Origin of the sequence: Roseobacter sp., from assembly GCF_045106495.1 — a bacterium.
Classification (GTDB): Bacteria; Pseudomonadota; Alphaproteobacteria; order Rhodobacterales; family Rhodobacteraceae; genus Roseobacter.
In genome coordinates this window covers 456,609-479,666 of the sequence record NZ_JBGCEQ010000003.1, presented here as the reverse complement: position 1 = coordinate 479,666, position 23,058 = coordinate 456,609, and the positions used below count along the sequence as shown (strand labels likewise).

Here is a 23,058-nt window from a genome sequence, read left to right as displayed (position 1 = left end):
CTAAGTTCTTCTGAGCGTTGAGCGCAGGATGTTGAGGGAAGACTTATAGATCGCCAGAGCACGATCATGCTGACGCTTAGCGCCCAATGACTTCAACATCTCGCCTTCCAATGAAACGGTATTTCCGTTCGGAGACGCGACTGTCGTGTCATCAATGATTGGCGCGGCAGTCGAACCGTTTGGCGAACCATGAAGATGATTTGCCCGCGTCGCGCGTTGCCCTGAGACATCGCGATTGGCCATGTTATTTTGATAGGTTTCAGCGAAGGGTGCGAGATCCCTCGCCTTGTAATCAGGTGTATCGGAATTGGCTACATTCTGCGCTGATACCGCTTGCTTTTGCCCGGCGTGCACCGCCATGGCATGCGAAATCCTGAAGACTTCTAAATTTTCAAACATCCGGGCTTCTCCCTCATGTGATTTCATCAAGACTTAACCCTGATTCCTTTAGAAAGAGTTTGCGAAACTCAAAGGATTGACATGAACAAGCCGCTTCCCTTCGATGGATTGACCGCCCAGATCACAGATCTGAACCCAGTGCGGGCCATAGGCCGCGTAACGCGCGTCGAAGCCGGCGTAATTCACGTCTCAGGTCTGGCCGGTAAAGCACGTATTGGCGATCTGATTATTGTTTATCGACAAGGAGAACCCCTGTCGGGTGAAGTCCTCCAGTTGGAGGGCGATAAGCTTGTTTTGTTGCCGGACCAAGCGCCAGATGGTGTCGCCCTGCAGGATCGTGCGGCATTGTTAGAAGCCCGCGGCATAGCGCCTGCTGCTTCATGGATCGGCCGGGTAATCGATCCTTTTGGGAATCCAATTGATGGCAAGCCATTGTTGCGAGGAAAGCTAGCCAGAGCTCTCAGGAGCGCGCCGCCTGACCCGGCAGTCAGGCGCGGCATGGGCGACCGTCTCAATACAGGGATGGCCGGAATGAATACCATGTTGCCCATCGTAAAAGGACAGCGAATCGGTCTTTTCGCTGGTTCCGGCGTTGGCAAATCCAGCCTCTTGGGTCATCTTGCACAAAATATGTCTGCTGACATTGTGGTTATTGCAATGATCGGTGAACGTGGACGCGAATTGCGCCATTTTATTGAGAACGTTCTTGGCCCTGAAGGTTTGAAGCGGGCCATAGTTGTATGTGCTACATCTGACCAGTCGCCATTGATCCGCAGGCGTTGCGCCTGGACGGCAATGTCAGTTGCTGAACACTTTAGGGATCAAGGCCAATCTGTTTTGCTTTTGGCAGACTCCGTAACAAGATTTGCTGAAGCACACCGTGAAGTCGCTGTTGCTTCAGGCGAAGCACCAGTGCTTCGCGGATATCCGCCATCGACGGCACACCTAATTATGTCATTGTGTGAGCGTGCAGGGCCTGGTCAAGATGCACAAGGCGACATCACCGGAGTATTCAGCGTGCTTGTCGCGGGATCTGACATGGAAGAACCTATTGCGGACATATTACGCGGCGTGTTGGACGGGCACGTTGTGCTCGACAGAGCAATTGCTGAACGCGGCAGATACCCTGCAATCGACGTATTGCGTTCGATTTCGCGCAGTCTGCCTGAAGCGGCCTCGGACGCGGAAAATGCTTTGCTATCTCGCGCTCGCACCTTGCTGGCGGTTTATGATCGAAATGCTATGATGATCAGAGCCGGACTCTACTCGGTTGGAAGCGATCCGGAGATTGATGCAGCTGTCCAGATCTGGCCTGAACTAGACGCTTTTCTGGCCAAAGTGGAAACACAAAGCGTTAAAAACAGTTTTTCCCAACTGGAATTAATCCTAAGACGAGTAAGAGGCGCGAGTCCTTCTGGGAAGCAAATCCATCCGAATTCTGCCGCGTAGTCTTCCTCTAGGATTGCAGCAATGTCAAAGCGATCGAAGCGGAGGAAGCGCTCCCGTTAAATTCATTCAACTGTGAACGCACGACAAACTTGGTAATTAGATCATCGAGCACATCCGGATCAGAGAATTGGTTAACCTGATCGCTACCAAATACAGCTTTCGCCCTTTCCTTGAACACAGTTAGTTGCTGATCGATGTCAATCTGGCCGAATTCAGATGGCAGGTTTAACGCGTTCTCAAAAAGGCTGCGCAGAGGTGGCTCACCCATTATCGTGAACCACTTTGCGTCATTGGACATATCTGTTTCGTCGATTGCTTCGAGTTCAAAACTTCCGTTGCTTATGACAACAGGTAAGTCGTATTCAACGTCCGAAGGAAACTCAAAGTTCTTAGAAATGTAGCTATCTATAATCAAATCCGAAAAACCGATTTGCCGTACCTGAACATCTTCCGCGATCCCAAATCCAAATGCGCTTGCCAAATCTCTATACGCGGGGTTATCGAGTTGGTTTGCAAGTGCAGTGTTCGCTACAGAGCCTTCTTCAAGAACGCGCTGAATCTTTTCAAGTTCGGGACTGACTGGTGTGTTTTCATCGGGTTCGAAAGAAATAATCGCTTCAAAATCCTCCTGCAAGCCAAATGCTCCCAGTACAATCTCCAAAAGCTGAGTATCGGCGACAAGATCTTCAGCTGACGCCACCAAACCAATATTGCCAGCAAAGTAATCTGTCTTATCTTCCACCTGCGTTGAAAACTCGGTTACTGCGGATGCAATTTGTTCAGCTGCCTGTCTCTGTTCAGACTTAACCGGAGGGCTTGCAAGCTCGCCAAGTACACGTTGTGCATAAAGAGCTAAACGCATGGAATCGTTCTGTTGCCCTGCTGAGACTTCGAAACTGTTTGCGTTGTATCGTGCAACAATATCATCAACGAAACCGCTGTTCTCGATCGGCGAAGATTCACCGGGGCCCAAACCGAAAGCTTTCGAGAATTCTTGATATCGGTTGTCGGAAAACCTGTTTGCAAGTGAATCCCGCGCAGTCGTGCCTTCGTCCAAAATTTTCTGAATGAAGTATTTGTTGTCAATGTCGTCCTGAATGCCAAATGCTCCTAAAGCGACCTCAAGAAGTCGCCTGTCTGAAGTTAAATCTTCAGCGGTTTTTACTTTGCCGATGTTTTCTTTGAAATACTCGGTGCTCCGAGTAATTTGACTACTGTTGGCAAACGACTCGATTTGGGTGTCGTAAGTTCTTTGCAAGAACCTCCAACCCGTTAGACCGCTGGATGGGACAATTGGCGTAAACATCAGAACGGTCGTGCTGCGAGCAGCCTGTCTTCGCGAGGTAGAAGAGCACGTAACGCTTTCAGAGCACGATAATGCTGTTTTTCGACCAGTCCACACGTGGCTTCTGCAAGAACATTCCTACTGTCTGCGTCAGTAAAAACTTGGCTCAACTCTTCCAATTGACGCAAAAGAGAAAGATGGGCATCGTCCGGATCTTTGTCGCCAGACAATACCAGCTGCATTGCAAAGCAAGCTCGACGCACTGGTGTTTTGGCATCCTCAGGATGAATTGCATCTCTCAGGCGCAAAATATTTGCACCGGGCGTCATAATAGCCAGGCGGCTTCTCCGATCACCATTTTCGATCACAACACCGTTAATCAGGACACGTTCTTTTGGGCTCAACTTGAGGACAAGACCACTCATTTGACTTCTCCCTCTTGTTTTAGGCCACCCAGGATCATTGCATTTATTTCCAACAGCGGAACTGCTGTTTCTTTTTTGCGAAGGACTTTGTGCGTGTGCAGCTGAGTAAATTCCGCGAGATAAACAATCCGTGCTCTCAACTCATCAGGCAGCATGTTGTTGTCGTCCATTACGTCAATGGCCAAAGCAGTCCAAAGCTTATTGTTTTCGTACAACGCCTCCGCCAACAAATTGAAATCGTCGTTTTTTATTGCCTTTTTCAAGCGGTGAGAAATACGCGCAATTACTTCATATTCTGCACTGCGGGCCGTTCTGGTCGGGGCCGCTGCTGGCGCGTATGCGCTTTGGGCCTGTGCGTAAGCGTTCACGATGCCACCTTTATTGAATACCTGTTAAAAAATTCAGGGGCGCGGAAACCCGCGCCCCTGAAGTAACGCTTAACGGAAGAGAGACAGAATTGTCTGCGGTGCCTGGTTAGCAATCGACAGAGCCTGAACACCCAATTGCTGCTGTGTTTGCAGAGCCTGCAGTTTCGCAGAAGCAGCTTCCATGTCCGCGTCAACAAGTGCACCAATGCCCGATGTCAGACCGTCTGTCATCTTGCTCACGAAGTCAGCCTGCGTCTCAATCCGACGACCATTGGAACCAAGCGAAGCGGCTGAATCGATCGAAGACTGGATCAGACCCTCGATAGCGCCCAGAGCTGCGTCGGCACCTGCTTCGGTAGTCACGTCAAAGGAGTTCAGCAAAGCCAAGTTGCCGCCGATTGTTGTGTTACCGTCATCGGTGGCACCTGTAAGGCCGTTAACGCCAGCCGCCGCAAAGGCCGCAGCTGCACCGGAATTGTTGGTTGCATCGATCTGTCCGGCGGTTGTTGCATTAGCCTCAAAAGTGAAGTCGAGTTCCATCCGATCAGCAGCGAATTGAAGCGCCGTGACCATTTTGGCTTGAATGCTGGCTTGCGTATCCCCATCAACCACACTGACGGCGATCTGATCGGCGGCAGCGATAGCTACGCCATTGATGGATTCGATGTTGAACATGTCTCCTGCAACAAGGTTCGCACCGACGGTCATAACGGCACCTGTAGCCCCGTCTGCGCCAGTAAAGGCAGTACCTGCCGCAGCTGCGGTACCGGTGCCCGCAGCACTGAAAACACCAGCTGTAGTTGACAGATCCTGCTTCGCGACGTCAATGTTGGACGAAACTACACCAGTTGCATTTCGATCAAGCGACGAAAGGATGCTTGATGTGCCAGTGCCTGCATCATAGCTGTCGTTCGACAGCAGGTTAAGGCCATTGAACTGAGCTGCTCCGGAGATAGAACCGATCTGAGCCGTCAGTGCTTCGATGTCTGTTTGGATCTTGGCCCGGTCAACGTTTTCTTCTTGCGAGTTTACGACTTTACCTTTGATTTCAGTCAGTAGGTCTGTAATGCTTTCGGCAGCGTTCAGCGCAACACCTACGGTGGACTGGCCCAGAGCAAGTGAGTCGGAGATAGCTTCAAAACCAGCAACGTCCGAAGACATCACTTTGGAGATGGCCCAGGTTGCCGCGTTGTCTTTTGCGCTGTCGATCGTTTTACCGGTGGAGATCTCGCTTTGGACTTTGCCGAGGTTCATGTTGATGGATTTCAGAGTCTGCAGCGCGACCATTGCGCTGTTATTGGTAAGAATGCTGGACATAGCATGTTCCTTTGATCATTCACGCTTTGCGTGGATTGTGCTCGTTCGTATTTACGTCAGAGCGAAACAGTCTTTCTGACCAATGCGACCGCCTGAGTTTAGACGACGCGCCACCCGACCTCGGATGCATCTCAAACATGCACCGTCAAAGGCTAATGAGTGCTTAAGTCGCAACTTTCCAATCGTTCCGTTTTTATTCAAATCGCGCTTCAGGCGCGTTTCTCCACAACGCCCTCTGGCGTTACATCAATGGTGCGCCGTTCGCCTTTTTCATCATACGTATCAAGTGAACTTCGTACGCGACGCATTGCAGCCAATCTGCGGGCGACTGTACGGATGCCTTCTAATGCCTGGTCGAGCAACGCCTGATTACGTTGAACCTTGGAATTCAGGTTTTCCAACGGCTCGCGAGAAGCCAATTCTAATTGGGACAATTCGTCGATCAAAGCTTCTTTACGCTCAAGTAGGCGACCAACTTCATCCAGGTTGCCTTCTAGCAGCGCGGCGCGCTCCGACTCCAATACATCGTCCAAGGCGTCGATGACGTCTTTAAATTCTTCATTTGTCATTTTGCTTTTCCTTCAGTGCTTGAAACAGTGATTCGCTTAATCCGATACCGCCGGCCTTGACCATCTGCATGGCTTGCTCCTGGACGAGAAAGGACCCGAATTGTTCTTCTCCAGCGCCACCGCCAAAGTGGTCGCTTGTCTTGCCTAACCCTGCTGATTTCAACATTTCTGCTAAAAAACTGGCTTCGAGTTTCTCTGCAACATCACGCAGAGCTTGATCGTTTTTTGCAGTCACTGGCGGACCGCTGATCGGTGGAATCGCTGACATCTCAAGTGTCTCCAATTGCAACTATTTTTTTCCAGCATGCGCGCAATCGGTAAAGATGCAGTAACCAACCAATGTCATACAGTGCTCGAAACGTGGAAGAACTCCCGGAGATGCCTGTGCTTGAAATTCCAATGCTGCAAACAACGGCGAAAGCCGACCGAAATGCCACCTCGCAACCGAAAGAGGTGAAGACCAACGCAGAGAAGGATACATCTGACGTTGATTTTGAAAGTGCCTATGCCAGTGAAACGGAAGAAAAACCGGTGGAACCTGACAAGCCCAAGTCAGATGCAAAACCCGATGATCCGGAAAAAGTACAACAACCGAAATCAGAAAAAAACAATCCGGATTCTGACGAGGTTTTAGTGGCCAAGAAAGGCGCGATAACTGAGTCAGAAACTGTCGAAGGCGCAGACCTTTCAAGCAATAAAGTCAAAGAGCAGGAAGCCGCCCAAAAGCCAAAATCTGGAATGAACGAATGGGCCATTACGCAGAATTTTGTGACGGGTAGCGAAAAAGAAAGAGCGCAACCTGTTGCGGATACCAAACCTGAACAAAAATCATCTGAAACGCTTCAGAAAGCGCCCGTACAAGAAATGGCAATTGCCGCGAAAGTATCCGCTATTGATGAAGCAAAGGCAAAAGACGCCTCAGGAGGCAGACAAGAGCTGCGACCCGTCGCTTCGTCACAGGAAGTCGTTGCCGTCCCCGAAACAACCACTAAGCGCGCGCAACACGCAGGAGACACAGGTTCTCCAGCGACAGCGCAGTTGACCGCGCTCACTCAAGCAAAAAACCCGGAGCAGTTGAACATACCTCAAACGGTTGCATCACCAGCCGTAGAGAAATCCGCTGAAAGAGCTTTGAGAAAGGGCATAGATGAGCGAAATTTTTCCGAAACGGAAATGAGTTCGCGTGCAGATCCCAAAATCAAATTGCCGGCAGCGCCTTCAATTCAGTCTTCACCAACTACCGCGGCGCAACCTTTGACGCAGCTCACAGCGCACCAAGATGGTAGCGGTCTGGACATTCCTTTAACAGTCAACAGTGACGCGGAGGGCCCAATTCCTTGGGATTCTCGCGCTTCCGCATCGACTGCGCTTGCTCAAACCATTGCGCGACCAGAAACACCCGGCATGATCGGGCGGCAAATGGCGGAAGTACTTCAAAGAATGCCGGACCGCCCGGTCGAATTGGCATTGAACCCCGAAGAGTTGGGAAGAGTACGACTGAGCATATCTGCTGCTGAAGGGGGTATCACAGTCAGTGTCTTGGCCGAACGGCCTGAAACGCTCGATCTGATGCGACGCCATATTGACCAGCTTGCACGAGAATTTCAGGCTTTGGGTTACAACAGTATAAACTTCGCTTTCAACGAAGGGCAGTCAGAACACAACAAGGGCAACAGTGACGGCTCTCAATCCGGTCCAAACTCCAATCTTTTGGCTGCGGAGACCTCTGAGAACACAGTCGCCCCAATTCAACTTGCTGCGTCGACCGGCGTGGATCTTCGGCTCTGAGGAGACAAAAATGGAAATAACCAATTCGCAAGCATCCCAATCAGTGGATAGAACTGCATCGGCAACGGCCCAGACTTCAGCAGTATTGTCGTCGGATTTTGAGACATTTTTGCAAATGCTGACGGCTCAGGCCAAGTATCAGGATCCATTGGAGCCAATCGACTCATCTGAATACGCAGCTCAGCTTGCTCAGTTTTCGATGGTCGAACAACAAGTGTTGTCAAATGAATTGTTGGAAGCCCTTACGAGTCAAGTGGGCGCCGGCAATATCGGCGAAACGGCAAGTTGGATTGGTATGGAGGCTCGGACTATGGCAGCTGCGCAATTCGACGGGAAGCCCGTGACCGTGGCTCCGAAGATTGAGGCTGGAGCAGATCAAGCCTTTCTTGTCGCCTACAATGCCATTGGGGAAGAAGTTCAAAGAAAAGAGATTTCAACTTCTGATTCATCCGTAGAATGGTCCGGAGTTGGGGACGATGGCGCGCCGCTCCCTTTTGGCCTTTACACTTTCAAAGTTGAAAGTCGTTCCCTCGGCCAAACGGTAGGAACAAGCCCTGTTGAGTCTTACACTCGAATAACCGAAACGCGCCGTCAGGATGATGCAACTGTCCTCGTCTTACAAGGTGGCGTGACAGTTAAGGCTGATGAGGTGACGGCCCTGCGAGAAGCGCTTTGAATTCTGGCGGTTTCCCGATCTACACGTTTTGGTGCCGCACATAGTGGTGGCATCCATCCAAAAGTTCGCAAAGAGCGTTATTTCATGAAGTGCGCAGTACTGAATGTAACCTGCAAGCGAGTGAACTTGAATCAGACCTCAAGGTTGCCACTGGCTCTCCCAAAACATGCTAACTCCGTCTTCTCGATGACTTGAAGAGAAATATCTTTTGGTTTTGCCGAACAACAAAAACCTGTGTCGTCGTTCCCGCGCAGCTGCGCCACTCAAATGGCGAAACCTACTGTTTTAGCGAAGTTTTTCCCGATCTTAGCGATTGCTTTTTTCAGTCAAAAACATGTGCGGCAAACTGCGCTGAGTATTTTAGTTAACGCCAATACAACCAGATTTAGAAACCGCTGCACACACGTGAAAAAACAAAATCGAAGACCTTTCAGGCATTTCGTAGATTTAGGGTCATAGTAAATAGTGACGTCGGCCATTGGTAAAAAGGGAACCAAAGGAGAGTCAATTATGCAGTCCGGGCCGCAGCCTGTTCGTCTCGTTGCTGTTTTACGCTGTTGTGCTTGGTGACCAACGACGCTGCAATCACCCCAATGGTCACAATGCCGATCATGATTGTCGAAAGCGCGTTTATCTCTGGTGACACGCCCAAACGCACTGCAGAGAATATTTTGATCGGTAGTGTTGTCGCAGATGGACCAGCGGTGAATGAAGCAATTACCAAATCGTCGAGGCTAAGCGTAAAGGCCAAAAGCCATCCGGAAATCACAGCCGGGGCTATGATGGGAAGTGTCACCAGTCGAAACGCGTCAAAATTGGAACATCCAAGGTCAAGTGCAGCCTCTTCAAGTGAGCGGTCAAAAGTCATCAATCGCGAAGAGACCACAACGGAAACATAGCACATAGAAAAAGTGGTGTGCGCCAACACGATGGTTAAGATACCGCGATCCAGTCCAATCCCGATAAAAAGCAACAGTAAGGACAAGCCAGTAATCACTTCCGGCATAACCAAAGGCGCATAGATCATACCTGAGAAAAGTGTTCGCCCAAGAAACCGCCCGCTCCGCACAAGCACAAGAGCGGCCATAGTGCCGAGAACCGTGGCAAACGTAGAGGACAGCACACCCACTTTTAAAGTCACCCAAGCCGCATCTAGAAAGGCTTCGTTCTGGAGCAACTCACCGTACCACTTTGTCGAAAAACCTGCCCAAACGGTCACCAATTTGCTTTCATTGAAAGAATAGATGATCAAAATCACCATTGGCAAATAGAGGAACACAAACCCAAAGGTCAGCGAGACGACATTGAACCAACTGAGCCTGTTCATCCCTCTTCCTCCGCCTGCCGCTGCTGGTTGCGCTGGAACAGAATGATGGGGATAATCAGGATCAGCAGCAAGATCACGGCAACCGCACTTGCCACAGGCCAATCGCGATTATTGAAGAATTCCTCCCAAAGCACTTTACCGATCATTAATGTGCCAGATCCACCGAGCAAAGATGGGATAACGAATTCGCCTAGTGCCGGAATGAAAACAAGAAAGCTGCCAGCAATGATACCGTTTTTGGATAGAGGGATGGTCACCAGCCAAAAAGCCTGGAACCTCGAACAGCCGAGATCTTCAGCCGCCTCGATCAAGGAACCGTCGAGCCGATCAAGCGCAGCATAGATTGGCAGGATCATGAAGGGAACATAGGTGTAAACGATACCGATATAGACCGCCAGCGTCGTATTTAGGATTGTAAGTGGCTCGGAAATCAAACCGGTCCAAAGCAGAAGTTGGTTGAGAAGACCTTCCTGACTCAAAATGCCCATCCAAGCATAAACGCGTATCAGAAAAGACGTCCAGAAGGGCAAAATAACCAGCATCATCAGGGTCGCACGCCACTCTTCGGGCGCGCGTGCCATGGCATAAGCCACCGGGTAGCCAACCAGCAACGTTAAAACGGTTGAAACTATCGCGATACGTAAAGAACTGACATATGCCTTCCAATAAAGATCATCGGAAGCCAAAAACGCGAAATTCTCAAAATCGAGCGCCGCAAAAAATGGGCCGAAACCATCGTCTAAAGTGGGCGTATACGGCGGAATTGCCAAGTCGATGTCTGAAAGTGATATTTTAAAGACGATAACGAATGGAATTAGGAACAAAGCCAGAAGCCAAGCATAAGGTACCGCAATCAATGCAAATCTCTGCATCAGATGGTTTCCCTTTTGAGCAGCACATTCATTTTTCCAAAAGAACCCCGGCTGTGGCCGTCCAGGCGACCCAAACCGGATCTTCCCAGGTAAAACTACGCCGAGATATGCGGCGCGTGTTGGCAGTCTGCGCTTTAATGATCTGACCGCCAGGCAATTCAACATGATAGGTCGACAAATTGCCCAAGTATGCGATGTCCAATACAGTACCTTGCACAGCGTTTTCTTGGTCAGCAGGCCTTTCAGCGCTGATCGAGATCTTTTCCGGTCTGATGGCTAAGTGACAGGACTGACCTTCAGAAAAAACCTTTTCGGATGCAGCCAAAAACGGCGCGTGACCGTCCGCCCAATGTACTTCCTGTTTGCCGTCAGCCTGGGGTTTAGACGTGCCATTGATGATATTCACATCACCAATGAAATCTGCGACATAGACGCTGTCAGGCGCTTCATAAATACGCTCCGGCGTCGCCACTTGCATGATACGGCCTTCATCCATAACGGCCACACGACTTGCAACCGTCATCGCCTCTTCCTGATCATGCGTCACGATCACAAAAGTGGTGCCTGTCTTCTCTTGGATGTCCATTAATTCAAACTGGGTCGCTTGACGCAACTTGGCGTCCAATGCGCCAAGGGGCTCGTCCAGCAATAACAGTTTAGGCGACTTTGCGAGGCTGCGGGCAAGCGCAACGCGCTGGCGTTGGCCACCAGAAATCTGGTGAGGCTTACGGCGCGCAAATTTTTCGAGCCGTGTCAGCTTGAGCATTTCGCCAACACGATCGTCAATATTGTCCTTTGACATGTCACTGCGTCGCAAGCCAAATGCAATGTTTTCGTAAACGCTCAGGTGTGGAAACAGCGCATAGGACTGAAACATCATATTGACCGCGCGTTTGTTCGGCGGCACCGGTGCAATGTTCTGTCCTGCAAGTTCGATCAGACCCTCTGTCGGAGATTCAAAACCGGCCAGCATACGCATCATGGTCGTTTTACCGCAGCCTGAAGGCCCCAGCAGAGCAAAGAATTCCTGCTCAAAAATATCGAGAGTCAGATTGTCAATTGCCGTGTAGTCACCGAAACGCTTAGTCACATTCTCAAAGCGTATCAAAGGTTTCTGTGAAGGGTCATCCCACGGGGCAAAGACGGTTTGGGTCACGTCATGTCCTTTTTGCACCCATAGAATGGGCAAATGAAATGGGGCGGCGCACTCTGGCCCCGCCCAATCTGCCTATCCACTTACGTCCCGGATTTAACCTTGGTCCATAACCGAGTAACCGTCCGTTGCACCTTCGCCGGATAGGGTGAGAACGTATATAGGTTTTGCACGGTTTCATCGTCAGGATAGATTGCCGGATCACCAATCACGTCCTCGGAAAGCAATTCCTGCGACGCTTTGTTGCCATTCGCAAAGTACACGTAGTTGGATGCATCCGCCATGTTTTGCGCATCCATGATAAAGTTCAAGAATGCATGCGCCGCGTCGGGGTTCGGCGCATCGGTTGGAATGGCCATCATATCGAACCACATCAGTGATCCTTCCGCGAAAGCATTATATGCAATTTCTACGCCGTTGTCGGCTTCAGCCGCGCGATCACGCGCTTGCAAAACATCTCCCGACCAGCCCACCGCAACGCAAATATCGCCATTGGCCAGCGCGTTGATGTATTCAGAACTGTGGAATTTCTTGATATAAGGCCGAACGGCCATCAAAGGCGCTTCAGTTTTTGCAATGACGTCGGAATCCTGACTGTTGGGATCTTCTCCCAGAAATTTCAGGACCATCGGGATGATTTCGGTCGGCGCATCCAGAAAGTACACACCACATTCGGCGAGTTTTTCCATGTTTTCAGGCTGCAAGACGAGATCCAGGCTGTCCAAAGGCGCGTCCTCACCCAAGATCTCTTTGACCTTGCCAAGGTTCAGGCCAACGCCGGTTGTGCCCCACATATAATTGATCGCATATTCGTTGCCAGGATCATATTGATCAGTGCGCTCCTGAATTACGTCCCACATGTTCTCAATATTTGGCAGCTTTGACTTGTCCAATTTCTGGAAGGCGCCAGCAGAAATTTGACGTTGCAGGAAATCCGCAGTCGGCACCACAACATCATAGCCAGATCCACCCGCCAGCATTTTGGTTTCCAGAACTTCATTGCTGTCGAAAACATCATAGATGAGGTCAATGCCAGTTTCGGTTTCGAATTTCTCAAGCAATGCTTCGTCAATGTAGTCCGACCAGTTGTATACGCGTACTTCGTCTGCAAAAGCCACGGTCGCGCAGCACGCAAGCACTGCACTGCTCATCATGAGCTTATTCATAACACTCTCCCGTCTGTATTGACCGGGTTTGCCCCGGCTCAATTGAATTTGATCAAGTTTTGCCTCTGTGGGCAAGATGCTCTATGCTTTCACGCGATCACACCCTGTGCAAGGGATCTGCCTGTTTTCATCGCAAACACTAAAAACGGATCATGCAAATGCTTAGAAATCCAGCACCCGCCGATCCGAAACTCGAAGGAAAACTGCCGGCACACCGGCATGTCTACGAGCAGCTCAAATCGCGCATCCTGTTTGGCGATCTGGTACCGGGCCAGGCTGTCACGATCCAGGGCCTGATCGAAGATCTCGACGCAGGTATGACACCAGTACGCGAGGCCATTCGGCGGCTCACATCAGACGGGGCGTTGTGCATGATGGGCAACCGCCGGGTAATCGTTCCCATGTTGACTTCAGAATGCATAGAACAAATTGATTTCATGAGACAATCCATGGAACCACAGCTTGCCAGACTGGCCGTCAAACACGTAGATGTACTTGTATTGGACCGCCTCCGCCAAGCTGATGAAACCTTGAATCAAGCAATTTCAATGGGAGATATACCGGGGTATCTTACACAAAACTATCGTTTCCACATGATACTCTACGACGCGGCGCAAGCCCCCATCTTGAGCGCTACAGTGGATCGTCTCTGGTTGCGCTTTGCGCCTTCTTTGCGCGTCGTGTGTGGTCGTTTTGGCACGTTGAACTTACCTGACAAACATGCCGATCTTTTGGTCGCGTTAGCAGACCGCGATGCGGAAGCTGCGGCGCGAGCCATGGCTGAAGATGTTCACCAAGGTATGTCGCAAATCCGAGCCTCACTTGAGCTCAACGCCACATGAGGGCGATTCGATTGACTCTCAATAATTTGATCATATTGTGACGAAAGGGCTTTGAGCCTTTATCTCCGCAGCACGGGTTTTGTCATGTCCACAATCACGAACCATATGCCCACCGCCGAATTGCAGCCATTGGATGCGGCACATCATATGCATCCGTTTACTACCAACGATGAACTGGCGGACAAAGGCGCACGTATTATCACGCGTGCGAAGGGTGTGTTTTTGACCGACAGCGATGGCAATCAAATCCTTGACGGTATGGCAGGGCTGTGGTGCGTCAACATCGGCTATGGCCGCTCCGAAATGGCTGAAGTCGCCGCGCGTCAAATGATGCAACTACCGTATTACAACACGTTTTTTATGACCACACATGTTCCGGCAATCGCTCTGGCGCAGGAGATCGCAAAATTGGCTCCTGAAGGTCTGAACCACGTATTTTTCGCCAGCTCTGGTTCAGAGGCCAACGACACAAACATTCGCATGGTCCGCACCTATTGGACGGAAAAGGGCAAAGCTTCTAAATCCCACATCATCAGTCGCAAAAACGCCTATCACGGGTCCTCGGTAGGGTCTGGGTCACTCGGTGGGATGGCATATATGCATGCGCAGGGTGGACTCCCAATTCCCGGTATTCATCATATCAATCAACCCGACTGGTGGGCCGAAGGCGGTGACATGACACCAGATGCCTTTGGTATGTCGCGCGCTCAGGAATTGGAGGACAAGATCCTCGAATTGGGAGAGGACAAGGTCGCGGCCTTTATTGCGGAACCAATTCAGGGTGCGGGTGGCGTCATCGTACCACCCGACAGCTATTGGCCGGAAATCCAACGGATATGCGACAAATATGAAATTCTATTGATCGCGGATGAGGTCATCTGCGGTTTTGGCAGAACGGGAAATTGGTTCGGCAGCCAGACCATGGGTATACGCCCGCAAATCATGACAATCGCAAAGGGTTTGAGCTCTGGCTATCAACCCATCGGCGGTTCGATTGTTTGTGACGAAGTGGCTGAGGTGATCGGCGCCACGGAGTTCAATCACGGCTATACATATTCCGGGCATCCTGTCGCCGCCGCGGTCGCCTTGGAAAACTTGCGCATCCTGCAAGATGAAGAGATCATCACACATGTGCGAAACGTGAGCGCGCCTGCTCTGCAAGAAGGTCTTGAGAAGTTGCGCGAGCATCCGTTGGTCGGTGGGGTTTCATTGAAAGGCATGATGGCCTCTCTCCCGCTTACGCCGCACAAAGAAAGCCGCGCCAAATTTGCCTCCGATGCCGGAACTGTTGGATACATGTGCAGGGAGAGGTGTTTTGCCAACAACTTGGTAATGCGGCACGTGGGGGATCGCATGATCATATCGCCGCCTTTGGTCATTCAACCCGAAGAGATTGATGTATTGATCACCCGTGCAGCCAAGGCACTGGATGAAACCTACGCGCAGTTGAAAGATCAAAATCTTTTACGGTCAGCTTCATAAGACGATGTATCTCGCGCCTCGGGTGCACTTCTGACCCTTTAATCTGCAGGAAATTATCGCTGTTCTGGCTATTTTCCCAGAATTTTAGCGCATTTTCTTGGCGAAATTCCGGCAAATAGCCTTGAATCTAGCCAGAATACACTTACGCTCAGTTAAGCTCTTGCAACTTTCCGAGTCTATCGTGTTACCTATGTCGCAATCAGCGCGGGAAACGCCAGACACAAACGGGGAGCCAATTTTGGCAGAAACATCCAAATCAGACGCGTTCGTGGAATTCGATCGCGTTCAAAAAAGCTATGACGGCGAGAACCTCGTAGTAAAAGACTTGAACCTGTCGATGCCCAAAGGCGAATTTCTGACAATGCTGGGGCCATCGGGGTCCGGAAAAACCACCTGCTTGATGATGCTGGCAGGCTTTGAGACAGCTACACATGGCGATATTCGTCTTGACGGCGTATCTATCAACAATATTCCGCCCCACAAGCGTGGGATTGGCATGGTTTTTCAAAATTACGCGCTTTTCCCACATATGACTGTAGCAGAGAACCTCTCGTTCCCGCTTGAGGTCCGCAAGATGGGCAAATCCGACCGCGAGGCGAAGGTAAAGCGTGCATTGGACATGGTTCAGATGGGCAGTTTCGCGGGCCGCAGACCGGCTCAGCTCTCTGGTGGACAACAACAACGGATCGCCTTGTCGCGTGCATTGGTGTTTGAACCGGAATTGGTTTTGATGGACGAACCGCTCGGTGCTTTGGACAAGCAATTGCGCGAAACGCTGCAATTTGAGATCACCAAACTGGCCCATGATCTGGGTATCACGGTCGTATATGTGACCCATGATCAGACGGAAGCCCTCACAATGTCAGATCGGGTTGCCGTGTTCGACGACGGTCGCATTCAACAATTGGCGCCACCAGACAAACTCTATGAGGAGCCGGAAAACAGTTTCGTTGCCCAGTTCATCGGGGAGAACAACACGTTGGAGGGCGTCGTGAAGGAGATCAAGAGTGGCTCAGCGCTTGTTCAACTCGATGGCGGTGAAGTCATCGACGCCAAACCTGTGAACGTCGCCGCTGCCGGGGAACGCACACGCGTATCGATCCGCCCCGAGCGCGTTGAATACAACAAGGAACGCCTCAGCGAGGATGCGCATACTCTAACGGCGGAAGTACTCGAATTTGTATACATGGGCGACATTTTTCGCACGCGGCTGCGCGTTGCAGGAACAGATGAATTCATCATCAAAACGCGAAACGCGCCAGACGTGGAACGCCTGACACCGGGGCAGCAGATCGAAATCGGCTGGCTGCCCCAAGATTGCCGCGCATTGGATGCCTGACGGGCGATGCGCGAGATTTGTCGTGTCCCAGAGGGCGCGATCAAAAGAGAGGCGGGGATCATGCCCGTTGTCGTCAGCCTCTGGACATCAAACGGGCCCATAATGGGAGACAACCAATGAAACTGACCAAGACGCTTTTGGCATCCACTGCACTAACACTTGCGGCTGGTATGACTTTCGCCGATGGGCATATGGCATCTGAGATGACCATCGTCAGCTGGGGGGGCGCTTACTCGAACTCGCAGTTGCAGGCCTACCATAAGCCCTATTCCGAAATGACCGGCGTTGAGATCATCAACGATGAATCCTCTGCCGAAGCGGTGGCCAAACTGCGCGCGATGAACGAGGCTGGCAATATTACTTGGGACGTTGTCGATGTGACGGCTGCAGACTCAATTCGCTTGTGCGATGAAGGCCTGGCCATGGAAATCGACTTTGACGAGCAACTGGCGCCTGCGCCAGATGGCACCCCCGCAAGTGATGATTTCGGCGATACGCTGATCAACGACTGCGCCATCCCACAGATCGTGTTTTCGACAACCTTTGGTTACCGCACCGACATGGTTGGCGACACGCCCCCCACAACCGTGTGTGACGTATTCGACACAGCGACCTATCCGGGTCAGCGGTCGCTAGAAAAGCGCCCCATCGGCAATATGGAATGGGCGTTGCTCTGCGATGGTGTTGCGAAGGCAGATATCTATGACGTGCTTGAGACTCCAGAAGGACAGGAACAAGCGCTGGCCAAGCTCGACACGATCAAGGACGACGTAGTATGGTGGTCCGCTGGTGCGGACACGCCGCAATTGTTGGCTGACGGCGAAGTCGTCATGGGTTCGACCTACAACGGACGTTTGTTCAGCGTCATCGTCGAGCAAGAGCAACCTGTTGCGATGCTTTGGGATGGTCAGATGTTCGATCTAGATGTGTGGATCATTCCCACTGGTCTGCCAGCAGATCGCGAGGCCCGTGCTTTGGACTATGTGAAATTTGCCACGGACACGCAGCGATTGGCCGATCAGGCGAAATACATCAGCTATGGCCCTGCGCGTGCATCCTCCGCACCTCTGGTCGGGCAACACGCGGAGTTGGGCATCGAAATGGCCGAGCATATGCCAACTGACCCTGCCAATGCTACAAACGTGTTCAACTTCAACTACGAGTTCTGGGCGGATTATCGCGACGATATCGACGCGAAATTTCAAGCCTGGCTGGCACAATAATCCCATTTAGGGACCAATAGCCTTGATGGGGGCCAGGAACTGGCCCCCATCAAACCAAAAAAGGACCTTACCATGCCCAAAGGCTACATCATTGCCCACGTCACCGTAACGGACCCTGAAGCGTATAAGGAATACGTGATCAAGGACACGCCGATCCTCGAAGGATTAGGCGGGCGTTTTGTCATTCGTGGTGGCCAGTCCCAAGTGGTCGAAGGCGAAAGTCACGAGAGGCATGTTGTCATCGAATTTCCGTCTTACGAGGCAGCACAAGCGGCCTACAATGATCCCGACTATCAAGAGGTTGCCAAAATCCGGCGCCGGACAGCACAAAGTTCTATCATTCTGGTGGAAGGTACCTAATGACTGACACCACGCAAAACGCCGGCCCGATGATGGCCGCAGATGGCACAACGCTGAAATCTTCACTGAACCGCGCTCTGCGTCGTCAGAAACTGCGGGCGTTAATGTTGATTGCGCCGTTGCTGCTTTTTGTGTTGTTGACCTTTATCGCCCCGATTGCGGACATGCTGTTTCGCTCTGTTGAAAACCAGATCGTTGCCGAAACATTGCCGCGCACCACAGATGCCATAAAGGATTGGGATGGGGAAACCGGTGACATCCCACCGCCTACAACATTTGAGGCGCTCTACAAAGACATCTTTATCGCCAAGGAACGGAAACTGCACACGCGTCTCGGCTCGCGTCTGAATTATGAGCTGACGGGTGTTTCTTCCCTGTTCCGCAAGTCCGGTCGCAAGGTCGAGGATATGGGTGAGGTTTACCAGGATCAGTTCGAAGATCTGGATGCTTTCTGGAAAGACAGCGAAAACTGGAATGCCCTGATGGGCAGTGAAGACTGGTACAAGGAACAAACAGCGTGGGATCCCAAATCTGGTGCAGCACAACCAGCATTTGAGATACGCCCTGAAATCAAAGCCTTACTTCCAGAAACAGCCACGTTCTTTGAGGCTTTCGCAGACTTCGTACAGAACGAAGACGAAAAAAACCTCGCAAAACAGGATCCGTGGGCGCTTGTTTATTCAGGGCTCTATTTCGACCTTGAAACCAAGCCTGACCTGTCATCTATATCCGGGCCCGGATCTGCTGAATTGCTTGAAGCGATGGGGGCAATCGGCGCTTTTGAAACGGTCGACTTTACGGCCGCCTTTGAAGATGTCGACAAGGATTGGCACGATATCGCTGTCTGGCAAATCATCCAGACTTATAGCCCGGCCTTTACCTCGGGGTATTTCCTCAACGCCATAGATATGAAGAAATCGCCAGAAGGCGCTGTCATGCGACCGGAGAACGAACAGCTTTATATCAAACTGTTTGTCCGCACGCTCTTCATGTCACTGGTCATCACCGGCAGTTGCATTTTGCTGGGGTATCCGGTGGGATGGATCCTCGCCAACCTGCCGGCACGCACGGCGAACCTTCTGATGATCCTTGTCCTTCTGCCGTTCTGGACGTCATTGCTGGTCCGTACGTCCGCCTGGAAGGTCATGTTGCAGCAGCAAGGCGTCATTAATGACACCCTTGTTTGGCTGGGCGTTGTGGCGGACGATAGCCGTCTGGCGCTCATCAACAATCAGACCGGTACGATCATCGCGATGACGCATATTCTCCTACCATTCATGATCCTGCCACTTTACTCGGTGATGAAAACCATTCCCCCCTCCTACTTGCGCGCGGCAAAATCGTTGGGAGCAACCAACTGGACCGCTTTCTGGCGGGTTTATTTTCCGCAATCCGTACCCGGCATTGGCGCGGGTTCGATCCTCGTCTTCATCTTGTCGATTGGCTACTATATCACACCTGAGCTGGTCGGTGGTACCACCGGTACCTTCATCTCCAACCGGATAGCCTATCATATTTCCAGCTCTCTAAACTGGGGCCTTGCGGCGGCACTGGGGGCGATCCTCCTCGCTGTGGTTCTGGGTCTCTATTGGGCTTATGACAGGATCGTTGGCATTGATAACGTGAAGTTGGGGGGCTGAACCATGGCGGCACTCACACCAATATCCCGCACGCCTGTATCCTTCTATGTACCCGTTGTTGCAGCGGCAGGTGCCGTGGCTGGTTTGCTGGTCGGCACAGCCCAGGGCAGTTCTCTCCTCGGGATCGTCGCAGGCGCCATCCTGATCGGTGGTCTGGCCTATATCATCACCCAGGTGATCAAAGCCAAACAACCGTCAAGATGGGCTTTGGTGGTCCTCTTGGCCATCGCCGGGTTTGCTTTGGGAGGTATTGCGGCAGGTATCATCGGTGCTGCATTTGGATGGTTCTTTGGTTGGTTCAGTTTCTGGCTTTTCGAAGGACGATACCGCGCGTATGTAGCCCCGTATCTCACGCCGGGCCAGGTTCTGTGGCACTACACTTTTCGGGTGATCTGCGGCGCCATTCTTGTATTTTTGATCACACCAATACTCGTGGTCATGCCACTCAGCTTCAACGCACAGGACTTTTTTACCTTTACACCTGAGATGCTGCGATTTGATCCAGCTGGTTATTCTCTGAAACACTATCAAGACTTTTTGACCAACTCCGATTGGCAAAACGCTCTCGCGAATTCCGTGAAGATCGCCCCGATGGCGACGCTTCTCTCGGTTAGTTTTGGCACTTTGGCAGCCATCGGCCTCAGTCAGCCGCATGTTCCCTTCAGGCGTGCAATCATGGCAATCCTGATTTCGCCAATGATCGTACCGCTGATCATCTCCGCTGCTGGCATGTATTTTTTCTACAGCCGCATCGGACTGCAAGGCACATATATCGGGGTAGTTCTGGCACACGCGGCACTGGGCATTCCCTTTGTGATCATCACGGTCACAGCGACACTTGTGGGATTCGACAACTCGCTGACCCGTGCCGCCGCCAACATGGGTGCCGGTCCGGTCACGACGTTCTTTCGCGTCCAAATGCCACTCATCCTGCCAGGTGTGATTTCGGGCGGCCTCTTTGCGTTCATCACAAGCTTTGACGAAGTCGTTGTCGTTCTGTTCGTGGGGTCCGCAGGCCAGAAAACGCTCCCATGGCAAATGTTCACGGGGTTGCGCGAGCAAATCAGCCCGACCATCCTCGCTGTGGCGACAATCCTTGTGGTGGTCTCAATTGCCCTGCTGACGGTTGTGGAATTGCTCAGGCGCCGGTCGGAAAGGTTGCGAGGCATGTCACCTACTTGAGACCGCATCGCACCTTCAAATACCCTGAGACCATAAAATACGCGGTGCTCTCGCCCTAACGCAAACGTTTCAACAGCGCCAATGAAGCATATCCGTCTGGCGCGAGCCCTTGGCTGCGCTGATAGGCTCTTACCGCGTCGATCGTGTTGGGACCAATTCGACCATCCACGCCCTGCGTGCTGAAACCCGCGCGCGTCAGACGTTCTTGCATCTCCTTGCGTTCGGCAAAGGTTAGTGCGCGATCACCGCGCAGCCAGCTGGCCTTGATGGCTGGGCCCCCCTTGATACGGTCGCTCAGATGACCCACGCCAATGACATAGGCATCGGCTGCGTTGTACCGCTCTATCACGCTGAAATTCTTGAAGATCATGAACGCCGCACCCTGTCCGCCTGCGGGCAGTAAGATCGACGCCGCACCATGATTGGGAACGTTGCGTCCAGTCATATCAACCACACCCAGGCGCGCCCATTGCCGAGGCGACTTGCTGATTTTGCGGTCGGCAAGTGCATAGTCAAATTCTTGCGGCAACTGCACTTCAACGCCCCAGGGTTGGCCCGTCGCCCAGCCAAAGCGCGACAGATAAGCAGCCGTCGAGGCCAGCGCATCCGTCGGGTCGTCAGACCAGATGTCACGTCGTCCGTCGCCTGTAAAATCAACGGCATAGTCGAGAAAGGACGTGGGCATGAACTGCGTATGTCCCATTGCACCCGCCCAACTGCCGGTCATGTTACGGGGGCTGGTGTCACCATTTTGCAGGATCTTGAGCGCCGCAATCAATTGCGCTTCAAAGAACGCACCGCGCCGTCCATCGTAGGCCAGTGTCGCAAGAGAACCGATGATATCATTGTTACCACGGTATGACCCATACGCACTTTCCAGACCCCAGACCGCGACGACAACTTCCTTTTCAACACCAAAGCGTTTCTCAATGGCATCCAATGTGCGGTTGTGCTTCTTCAGCGCAGATTTGCCGTTTGCAATCCGCGTGCTGGAAACGGCGCTGTCCAGATACTCCCAAAGTGTTTTGCTAAATTCCGACTGGTTGCGGTCGCGGCGGATCACATCCGAATCGTATTGCACACCGTTGAAAGCCGCGCGCAAGGTGTCGTTCTGAATGCCTTCGGCACGGGCCCGTGCAGCGAAGCCTTTGATCCAGTTGTCAAAACCCTCATTGGATGCCGCAGGTGTGACCGCGGGTTTTGGTTGCGCCGCCAGCTCCGGTGGTCCCAATTTGGGACGCAGCGAAAGACTTGCTGGCGAGATGACTTCTGGTCCTGGCCGAACAACCGGTCGCGTTGTTTCGGTCGCACCAATGGCAATCGAAGTGTCGCCAAATACCCCAGCTGCCAATACAGCCACGCCCAAGATGTTCCACCGCATGATATGCCCTACTGCTGCACTATTTTTTGTTTGATTCAGTGTAGCTCGAATCCGTAATTTTCAAAAGAATTCAATCAGAGGTTTTGCGATCATTTGCCGATTGATCCACATAGCGGCGGATGATCTCAAGGTGTTCACGCAACATCGGCACGCGACGAGGCCGGAAACTGTGTTCGGTGCGCTGCAGGGCGCTCATCCGATCCAACCTGAATGTCCTAAAATCCTTCCGAAGATGGCACCACGCCATCAGCACATTGGTTTTATCGAGATAAACCAACCCTAATGGATCGACCTGCCGCACGGTTTCCGCGCCCAGCCTGTCCTGGTAATCAAATTTTACGGTGACTTCTTCCCATGTTGCCGCACGTAACGCGGCAACATCGATGGAGATTTCCGGTAATTTCACAAACCGATGCGCGTCCAGTACCGCGTGTTGCAATCTATGTGCCTGACGGGGTGGTACACGCGCCTTGATTTTTGCCAAGGCAGAACGCGCGGCCTTGGCCAATGCCGGGTCACCAATCACGGCAACATCGCGCAAGCCCAAAACCAATGCCTCCAACTCATCATCTTCAAACCCCAGCGGCGGCAGGGTCGCGTCTTCGATCAAAGTGTAGCCAAAACCTGCTTCGCCATCGATCACGGCGCCCATGCTGCGCAATGCGTCGATGTCACGGTAAATGGTCCGCTCCGACATATGCATCTCATTGGCCAGTTGCATGGCCGTAATCGGAGGCGGCAGTCGACGCAGTGTCTGCATCATTTGGAAAAGGCGGTGTGTTCGGCTCATGGCACCATCGTATCACAAGTGCTGA

23 protein-coding genes are annotated in these 23,058 nt (G+C 52.0%); 10 read left to right on the top strand and 13 right to left on the bottom strand.

Features of this window, described 5'->3' with window-relative positions:
- Positions 1–399: a FlgB family protein gene (locus AB8B75_RS04205; RefSeq protein ID WP_405360079.1), complete on the bottom strand. Its 399-nt coding sequence runs from the start codon at positions 397–399 to the stop codon at positions 1–3.
- Between the two features lie 81 nt (positions 400–480).
- On the opposite strand from AB8B75_RS04205, the gene AB8B75_RS04200 reads away from it, so the two are divergent.
- Positions 481–1,848 carry a FliI/YscN family ATPase gene (locus tag AB8B75_RS04200; protein ID WP_405360078.1) on the top strand — a complete coding sequence of 456 codons (1,368 nt, stop codon included), beginning with the start codon at positions 481–483 and terminating at the stop codon, positions 1,846–1,848.
- Positions 1,849–1,855: 7 nt separating this feature from the next.
- Here AB8B75_RS04200 and AB8B75_RS04195 read toward each other — a convergent pair whose 3' ends face one another.
- The 6 genes from AB8B75_RS04195 to AB8B75_RS04170 form a co-directional block, all read right to left on the bottom strand.
- Positions 1,856–3,154, bottom strand: coding sequence for a DUF1217 domain-containing protein (locus tag AB8B75_RS04195; protein WP_405360076.1), 1,299 nt, complete (start codon positions 3,152–3,154; stop codon positions 1,856–1,858).
- Positions 3,154–3,558 carry a flagellar biosynthesis repressor FlbT gene (gene flbT, locus AB8B75_RS04190; RefSeq protein ID WP_405360075.1) on the bottom strand — a complete coding sequence of 135 codons (405 nt, stop codon included), beginning with the start codon at positions 3,556–3,558 and terminating at the stop codon, positions 3,154–3,156. Before flbT ends, AB8B75_RS04195 begins: the two co-directional genes overlap by 1 nt.
- Complete coding sequence (gene flaF, locus AB8B75_RS04185; protein ID WP_405360073.1) at positions 3,555–3,926, bottom strand: flagellar biosynthesis regulator FlaF; 372 nt, start codon at positions 3,924–3,926, stop codon at positions 3,555–3,557. Before flaF ends, flbT begins: the two co-directional genes overlap by 4 nt.
- A gap of 69 nt (positions 3,927–3,995) precedes the next feature.
- The gene (locus tag AB8B75_RS04180) at positions 3,996–5,243 is read right to left on the bottom strand and encodes a flagellin (protein ID WP_405360071.1); all 1,248 of its coding nucleotides are present in this window, start codon (positions 5,241–5,243) and stop codon (positions 3,996–3,998) included.
- 209 nt (positions 5,244–5,452) lie between these two features.
- Positions 5,453–5,812, bottom strand: coding sequence for a flagellar biosynthesis protein FlgN (locus AB8B75_RS04175; protein WP_405360069.1), 360 nt, complete (start codon positions 5,810–5,812; stop codon positions 5,453–5,455).
- On the bottom strand, positions 5,802–6,080 hold the full coding sequence (locus AB8B75_RS04170) for a rod-binding protein (protein WP_405360068.1): 279 nt from the start codon (positions 6,078–6,080) through the stop codon (positions 5,802–5,804). Before AB8B75_RS04170 ends, AB8B75_RS04175 begins: the two co-directional genes overlap by 11 nt.
- A 116-nt stretch (positions 6,081–6,196) precedes the next feature.
- Here AB8B75_RS04170 and AB8B75_RS04165 point away from each other — a divergent pair, with 116 nt between their 5' ends.
- Together AB8B75_RS04165 and AB8B75_RS04160 are read left to right on the top strand one after the other, a co-directional pair.
- Complete coding sequence (locus AB8B75_RS04165; RefSeq protein ID WP_405360067.1) at positions 6,197–7,600, top strand: flagellar hook-length control protein FliK; 1,404 nt, start codon at positions 6,197–6,199, stop codon at positions 7,598–7,600.
- A gap of 10 nt (positions 7,601–7,610) precedes the next feature.
- On the top strand, positions 7,611–8,276 hold the full coding sequence (locus tag AB8B75_RS04160; protein ID WP_405360065.1) for a flagellar hook capping FlgD N-terminal domain-containing protein: 666 nt from the start codon (positions 7,611–7,613) through the stop codon (positions 8,274–8,276).
- 508 nt (positions 8,277–8,784) lie between these two features.
- Here AB8B75_RS04160 and AB8B75_RS04155 read toward each other — a convergent pair.
- From AB8B75_RS04155 to AB8B75_RS04140, 4 genes are all read right to left on the bottom strand, one after another.
- Complete coding sequence (locus tag AB8B75_RS04155; RefSeq protein WP_405360063.1) at positions 8,785–9,603, bottom strand: ABC transporter permease; 819 nt, start codon at positions 9,601–9,603, stop codon at positions 8,785–8,787.
- The gene (locus tag AB8B75_RS04150) at positions 9,600–10,475 is read right to left on the bottom strand and encodes an ABC transporter permease subunit (protein WP_405360062.1); all 876 of its coding nucleotides are present in this window, start codon (positions 10,473–10,475) and stop codon (positions 9,600–9,602) included. Before AB8B75_RS04150 ends, AB8B75_RS04155 begins: the two co-directional genes overlap by 4 nt.
- A gap of 28 nt (positions 10,476–10,503) precedes the next feature.
- Positions 10,504–11,631, bottom strand: a complete 1,128-nt coding sequence (locus AB8B75_RS04145; protein ID WP_405360061.1) for an ABC transporter ATP-binding protein — start codon at positions 11,629–11,631, stop codon at positions 10,504–10,506.
- Between the two features lie 80 nt (positions 11,632–11,711).
- Positions 11,712–12,794 carry a polyamine ABC transporter substrate-binding protein gene (locus AB8B75_RS04140; RefSeq protein WP_405360060.1) on the bottom strand — a complete coding sequence of 361 codons (1,083 nt, stop codon included), beginning with the start codon at positions 12,792–12,794 and terminating at the stop codon, positions 11,712–11,714.
- A gap of 152 nt (positions 12,795–12,946) precedes the next feature.
- Here AB8B75_RS04140 and AB8B75_RS04135 point away from each other — a divergent pair, with 152 nt between their 5' ends.
- The 7 genes from AB8B75_RS04135 to AB8B75_RS04105 all read left to right on the top strand — a co-directional run bounded on the left by AB8B75_RS04135 (position 12,947) and on the right by AB8B75_RS04105 (position 20,862).
- A complete protein-coding gene (locus AB8B75_RS04135; RefSeq protein ID WP_405360058.1) occupies positions 12,947–13,636 on the top strand; it encodes a GntR family transcriptional regulator in 690 nt (229 codons plus the stop codon).
- Between the two features lie 84 nt (positions 13,637–13,720).
- Positions 13,721–15,118, top strand: coding sequence for an aspartate aminotransferase family protein (locus tag AB8B75_RS04130; protein WP_405360056.1), 1,398 nt, complete (start codon positions 13,721–13,723; stop codon positions 15,116–15,118).
- Positions 15,119–15,308: 190 nt separating this feature from the next.
- Positions 15,309–16,457, top strand: coding sequence for an ABC transporter ATP-binding protein (locus tag AB8B75_RS04125; protein WP_405360055.1), 1,149 nt, complete (start codon positions 15,309–15,311; stop codon positions 16,455–16,457).
- Positions 16,458–16,573: 116 nt separating this feature from the next.
- Positions 16,574–17,680 (top strand): extracellular solute-binding protein, encoded by a 1,107-nt coding sequence (locus AB8B75_RS04120; protein ID WP_405360053.1) that lies wholly within the window; start codon positions 16,574–16,576, stop codon positions 17,678–17,680.
- A gap of 72 nt (positions 17,681–17,752) precedes the next feature.
- A complete protein-coding gene (locus tag AB8B75_RS04115) occupies positions 17,753–18,040 on the top strand; it encodes a DUF1330 domain-containing protein (protein ID WP_405360051.1) in 288 nt (95 codons plus the stop codon).
- The gene (locus AB8B75_RS04110; RefSeq protein WP_405360049.1) at positions 18,040–19,680 is read left to right on the top strand and encodes an ABC transporter permease; all 1,641 of its coding nucleotides are present in this window, start codon (positions 18,040–18,042) and stop codon (positions 19,678–19,680) included. Before AB8B75_RS04115 ends, AB8B75_RS04110 begins: the two co-directional genes overlap by 1 nt.
- Before the next feature lie 3 nt (positions 19,681–19,683).
- Positions 19,684–20,862 carry an ABC transporter permease gene (locus tag AB8B75_RS04105; RefSeq protein ID WP_405360048.1) on the top strand — a complete coding sequence of 393 codons (1,179 nt, stop codon included), beginning with the start codon at positions 19,684–19,686 and terminating at the stop codon, positions 20,860–20,862.
- A 55-nt stretch (positions 20,863–20,917) separates the two neighbouring features.
- On the opposite strand, the gene AB8B75_RS04100 is transcribed toward AB8B75_RS04105, so the two are convergent.
- Together AB8B75_RS04100 and AB8B75_RS04095 are read right to left on the bottom strand one after the other, a co-directional pair.
- Positions 20,918–22,243, bottom strand: coding sequence for a lytic murein transglycosylase (locus AB8B75_RS04100; RefSeq protein WP_405360046.1), 1,326 nt, complete (start codon positions 22,241–22,243; stop codon positions 20,918–20,920).
- A gap of 70 nt (positions 22,244–22,313) precedes the next feature.
- Complete coding sequence (locus tag AB8B75_RS04095) at positions 22,314–23,033, bottom strand: helix-turn-helix transcriptional regulator (RefSeq protein ID WP_405360045.1); 720 nt, start codon at positions 23,031–23,033, stop codon at positions 22,314–22,316.
- Positions 23,034–23,058: the final 25 nt, after the last annotated feature.

What these genes read in the sequence shown, in the direction of transcription:
- flbT (WP_405360075.1), bottom strand. Translation starts at nt 3,558, where the DNA reads ATGAGTGGTCTTGTCCTCAAGTTGAGCCCAAAAGAACGTGTCCTGATT.
- AB8B75_RS04180 (WP_405360071.1), bottom strand. Translation starts at nt 5,243, where the DNA reads ATGTCCAGCATTCTTACCAATAACAGCGCAATGGTCGCGCTGCAGACT.
- AB8B75_RS04175 (WP_405360069.1), bottom strand. Translation starts at nt 5,812, where the DNA reads ATGACAAATGAAGAATTTAAAGACGTCATCGACGCCTTGGACGATGTA.
- AB8B75_RS04125 (WP_405360055.1), top strand. Translation starts at nt 15,309, where the DNA reads ATGTCGCAATCAGCGCGGGAAACGCCAGACACAAACGGGGAGCCAATT.
- AB8B75_RS04130 (WP_405360056.1), top strand. Translation starts at nt 13,721, where the DNA reads ATGTCCACAATCACGAACCATATGCCCACCGCCGAATTGCAGCCATTG.
- AB8B75_RS04120 (WP_405360053.1), top strand. Translation starts at nt 16,574, where the DNA reads ATGAAACTGACCAAGACGCTTTTGGCATCCACTGCACTAACACTTGCG.
- AB8B75_RS04115 (WP_405360051.1), top strand. Translation starts at nt 17,753, where the DNA reads ATGCCCAAAGGCTACATCATTGCCCACGTCACCGTAACGGACCCTGAA.
- AB8B75_RS04195 (WP_405360076.1), bottom strand. Translation starts at nt 3,154, where the DNA reads ATGTTTACGCCAATTGTCCCATCCAGCGGTCTAACGGGTTGGAGGTTC.
- AB8B75_RS04140 (WP_405360060.1), bottom strand. Translation starts at nt 12,794, where the DNA reads ATGAATAAGCTCATGATGAGCAGTGCAGTGCTTGCGTGCTGCGCGACC.
- AB8B75_RS04200 (WP_405360078.1), top strand. Translation starts at nt 481, where the DNA reads ATGAACAAGCCGCTTCCCTTCGATGGATTGACCGCCCAGATCACAGAT.
- AB8B75_RS04105 (WP_405360048.1), top strand. Translation starts at nt 19,684, where the DNA reads ATGGCGGCACTCACACCAATATCCCGCACGCCTGTATCCTTCTATGTA.
- AB8B75_RS04155 (WP_405360063.1), bottom strand. Translation starts at nt 9,603, where the DNA reads ATGAACAGGCTCAGTTGGTTCAATGTCGTCTCGCTGACCTTTGGGTTT.
- AB8B75_RS04095 (WP_405360045.1), bottom strand. Translation starts at nt 23,033, where the DNA reads ATGAGCCGAACACACCGCCTTTTCCAAATGATGCAGACACTGCGTCGA.
- AB8B75_RS04205 (WP_405360079.1), bottom strand. Translation starts at nt 399, where the DNA reads ATGTTTGAAAATTTAGAAGTCTTCAGGATTTCGCATGCCATGGCGGTG.
- AB8B75_RS04170 (WP_405360068.1), bottom strand. Translation starts at nt 6,080, where the DNA reads ATGTCAGCGATTCCACCGATCAGCGGTCCGCCAGTGACTGCAAAAAAC.
- AB8B75_RS04135 (WP_405360058.1), top strand. Translation starts at nt 12,947, where the DNA reads ATGCAAATGCTTAGAAATCCAGCACCCGCCGATCCGAAACTCGAAGGA.
- AB8B75_RS04150 (WP_405360062.1), bottom strand. Translation starts at nt 10,475, where the DNA reads ATGCAGAGATTTGCATTGATTGCGGTACCTTATGCTTGGCTTCTGGCT.
- AB8B75_RS04110 (WP_405360049.1), top strand. Translation starts at nt 18,040, where the DNA reads ATGACTGACACCACGCAAAACGCCGGCCCGATGATGGCCGCAGATGGC.
- AB8B75_RS04160 (WP_405360065.1), top strand. Translation starts at nt 7,611, where the DNA reads ATGGAAATAACCAATTCGCAAGCATCCCAATCAGTGGATAGAACTGCA.
- AB8B75_RS04100 (WP_405360046.1), bottom strand. Translation starts at nt 22,243, where the DNA reads ATGCGGTGGAACATCTTGGGCGTGGCTGTATTGGCAGCTGGGGTATTT.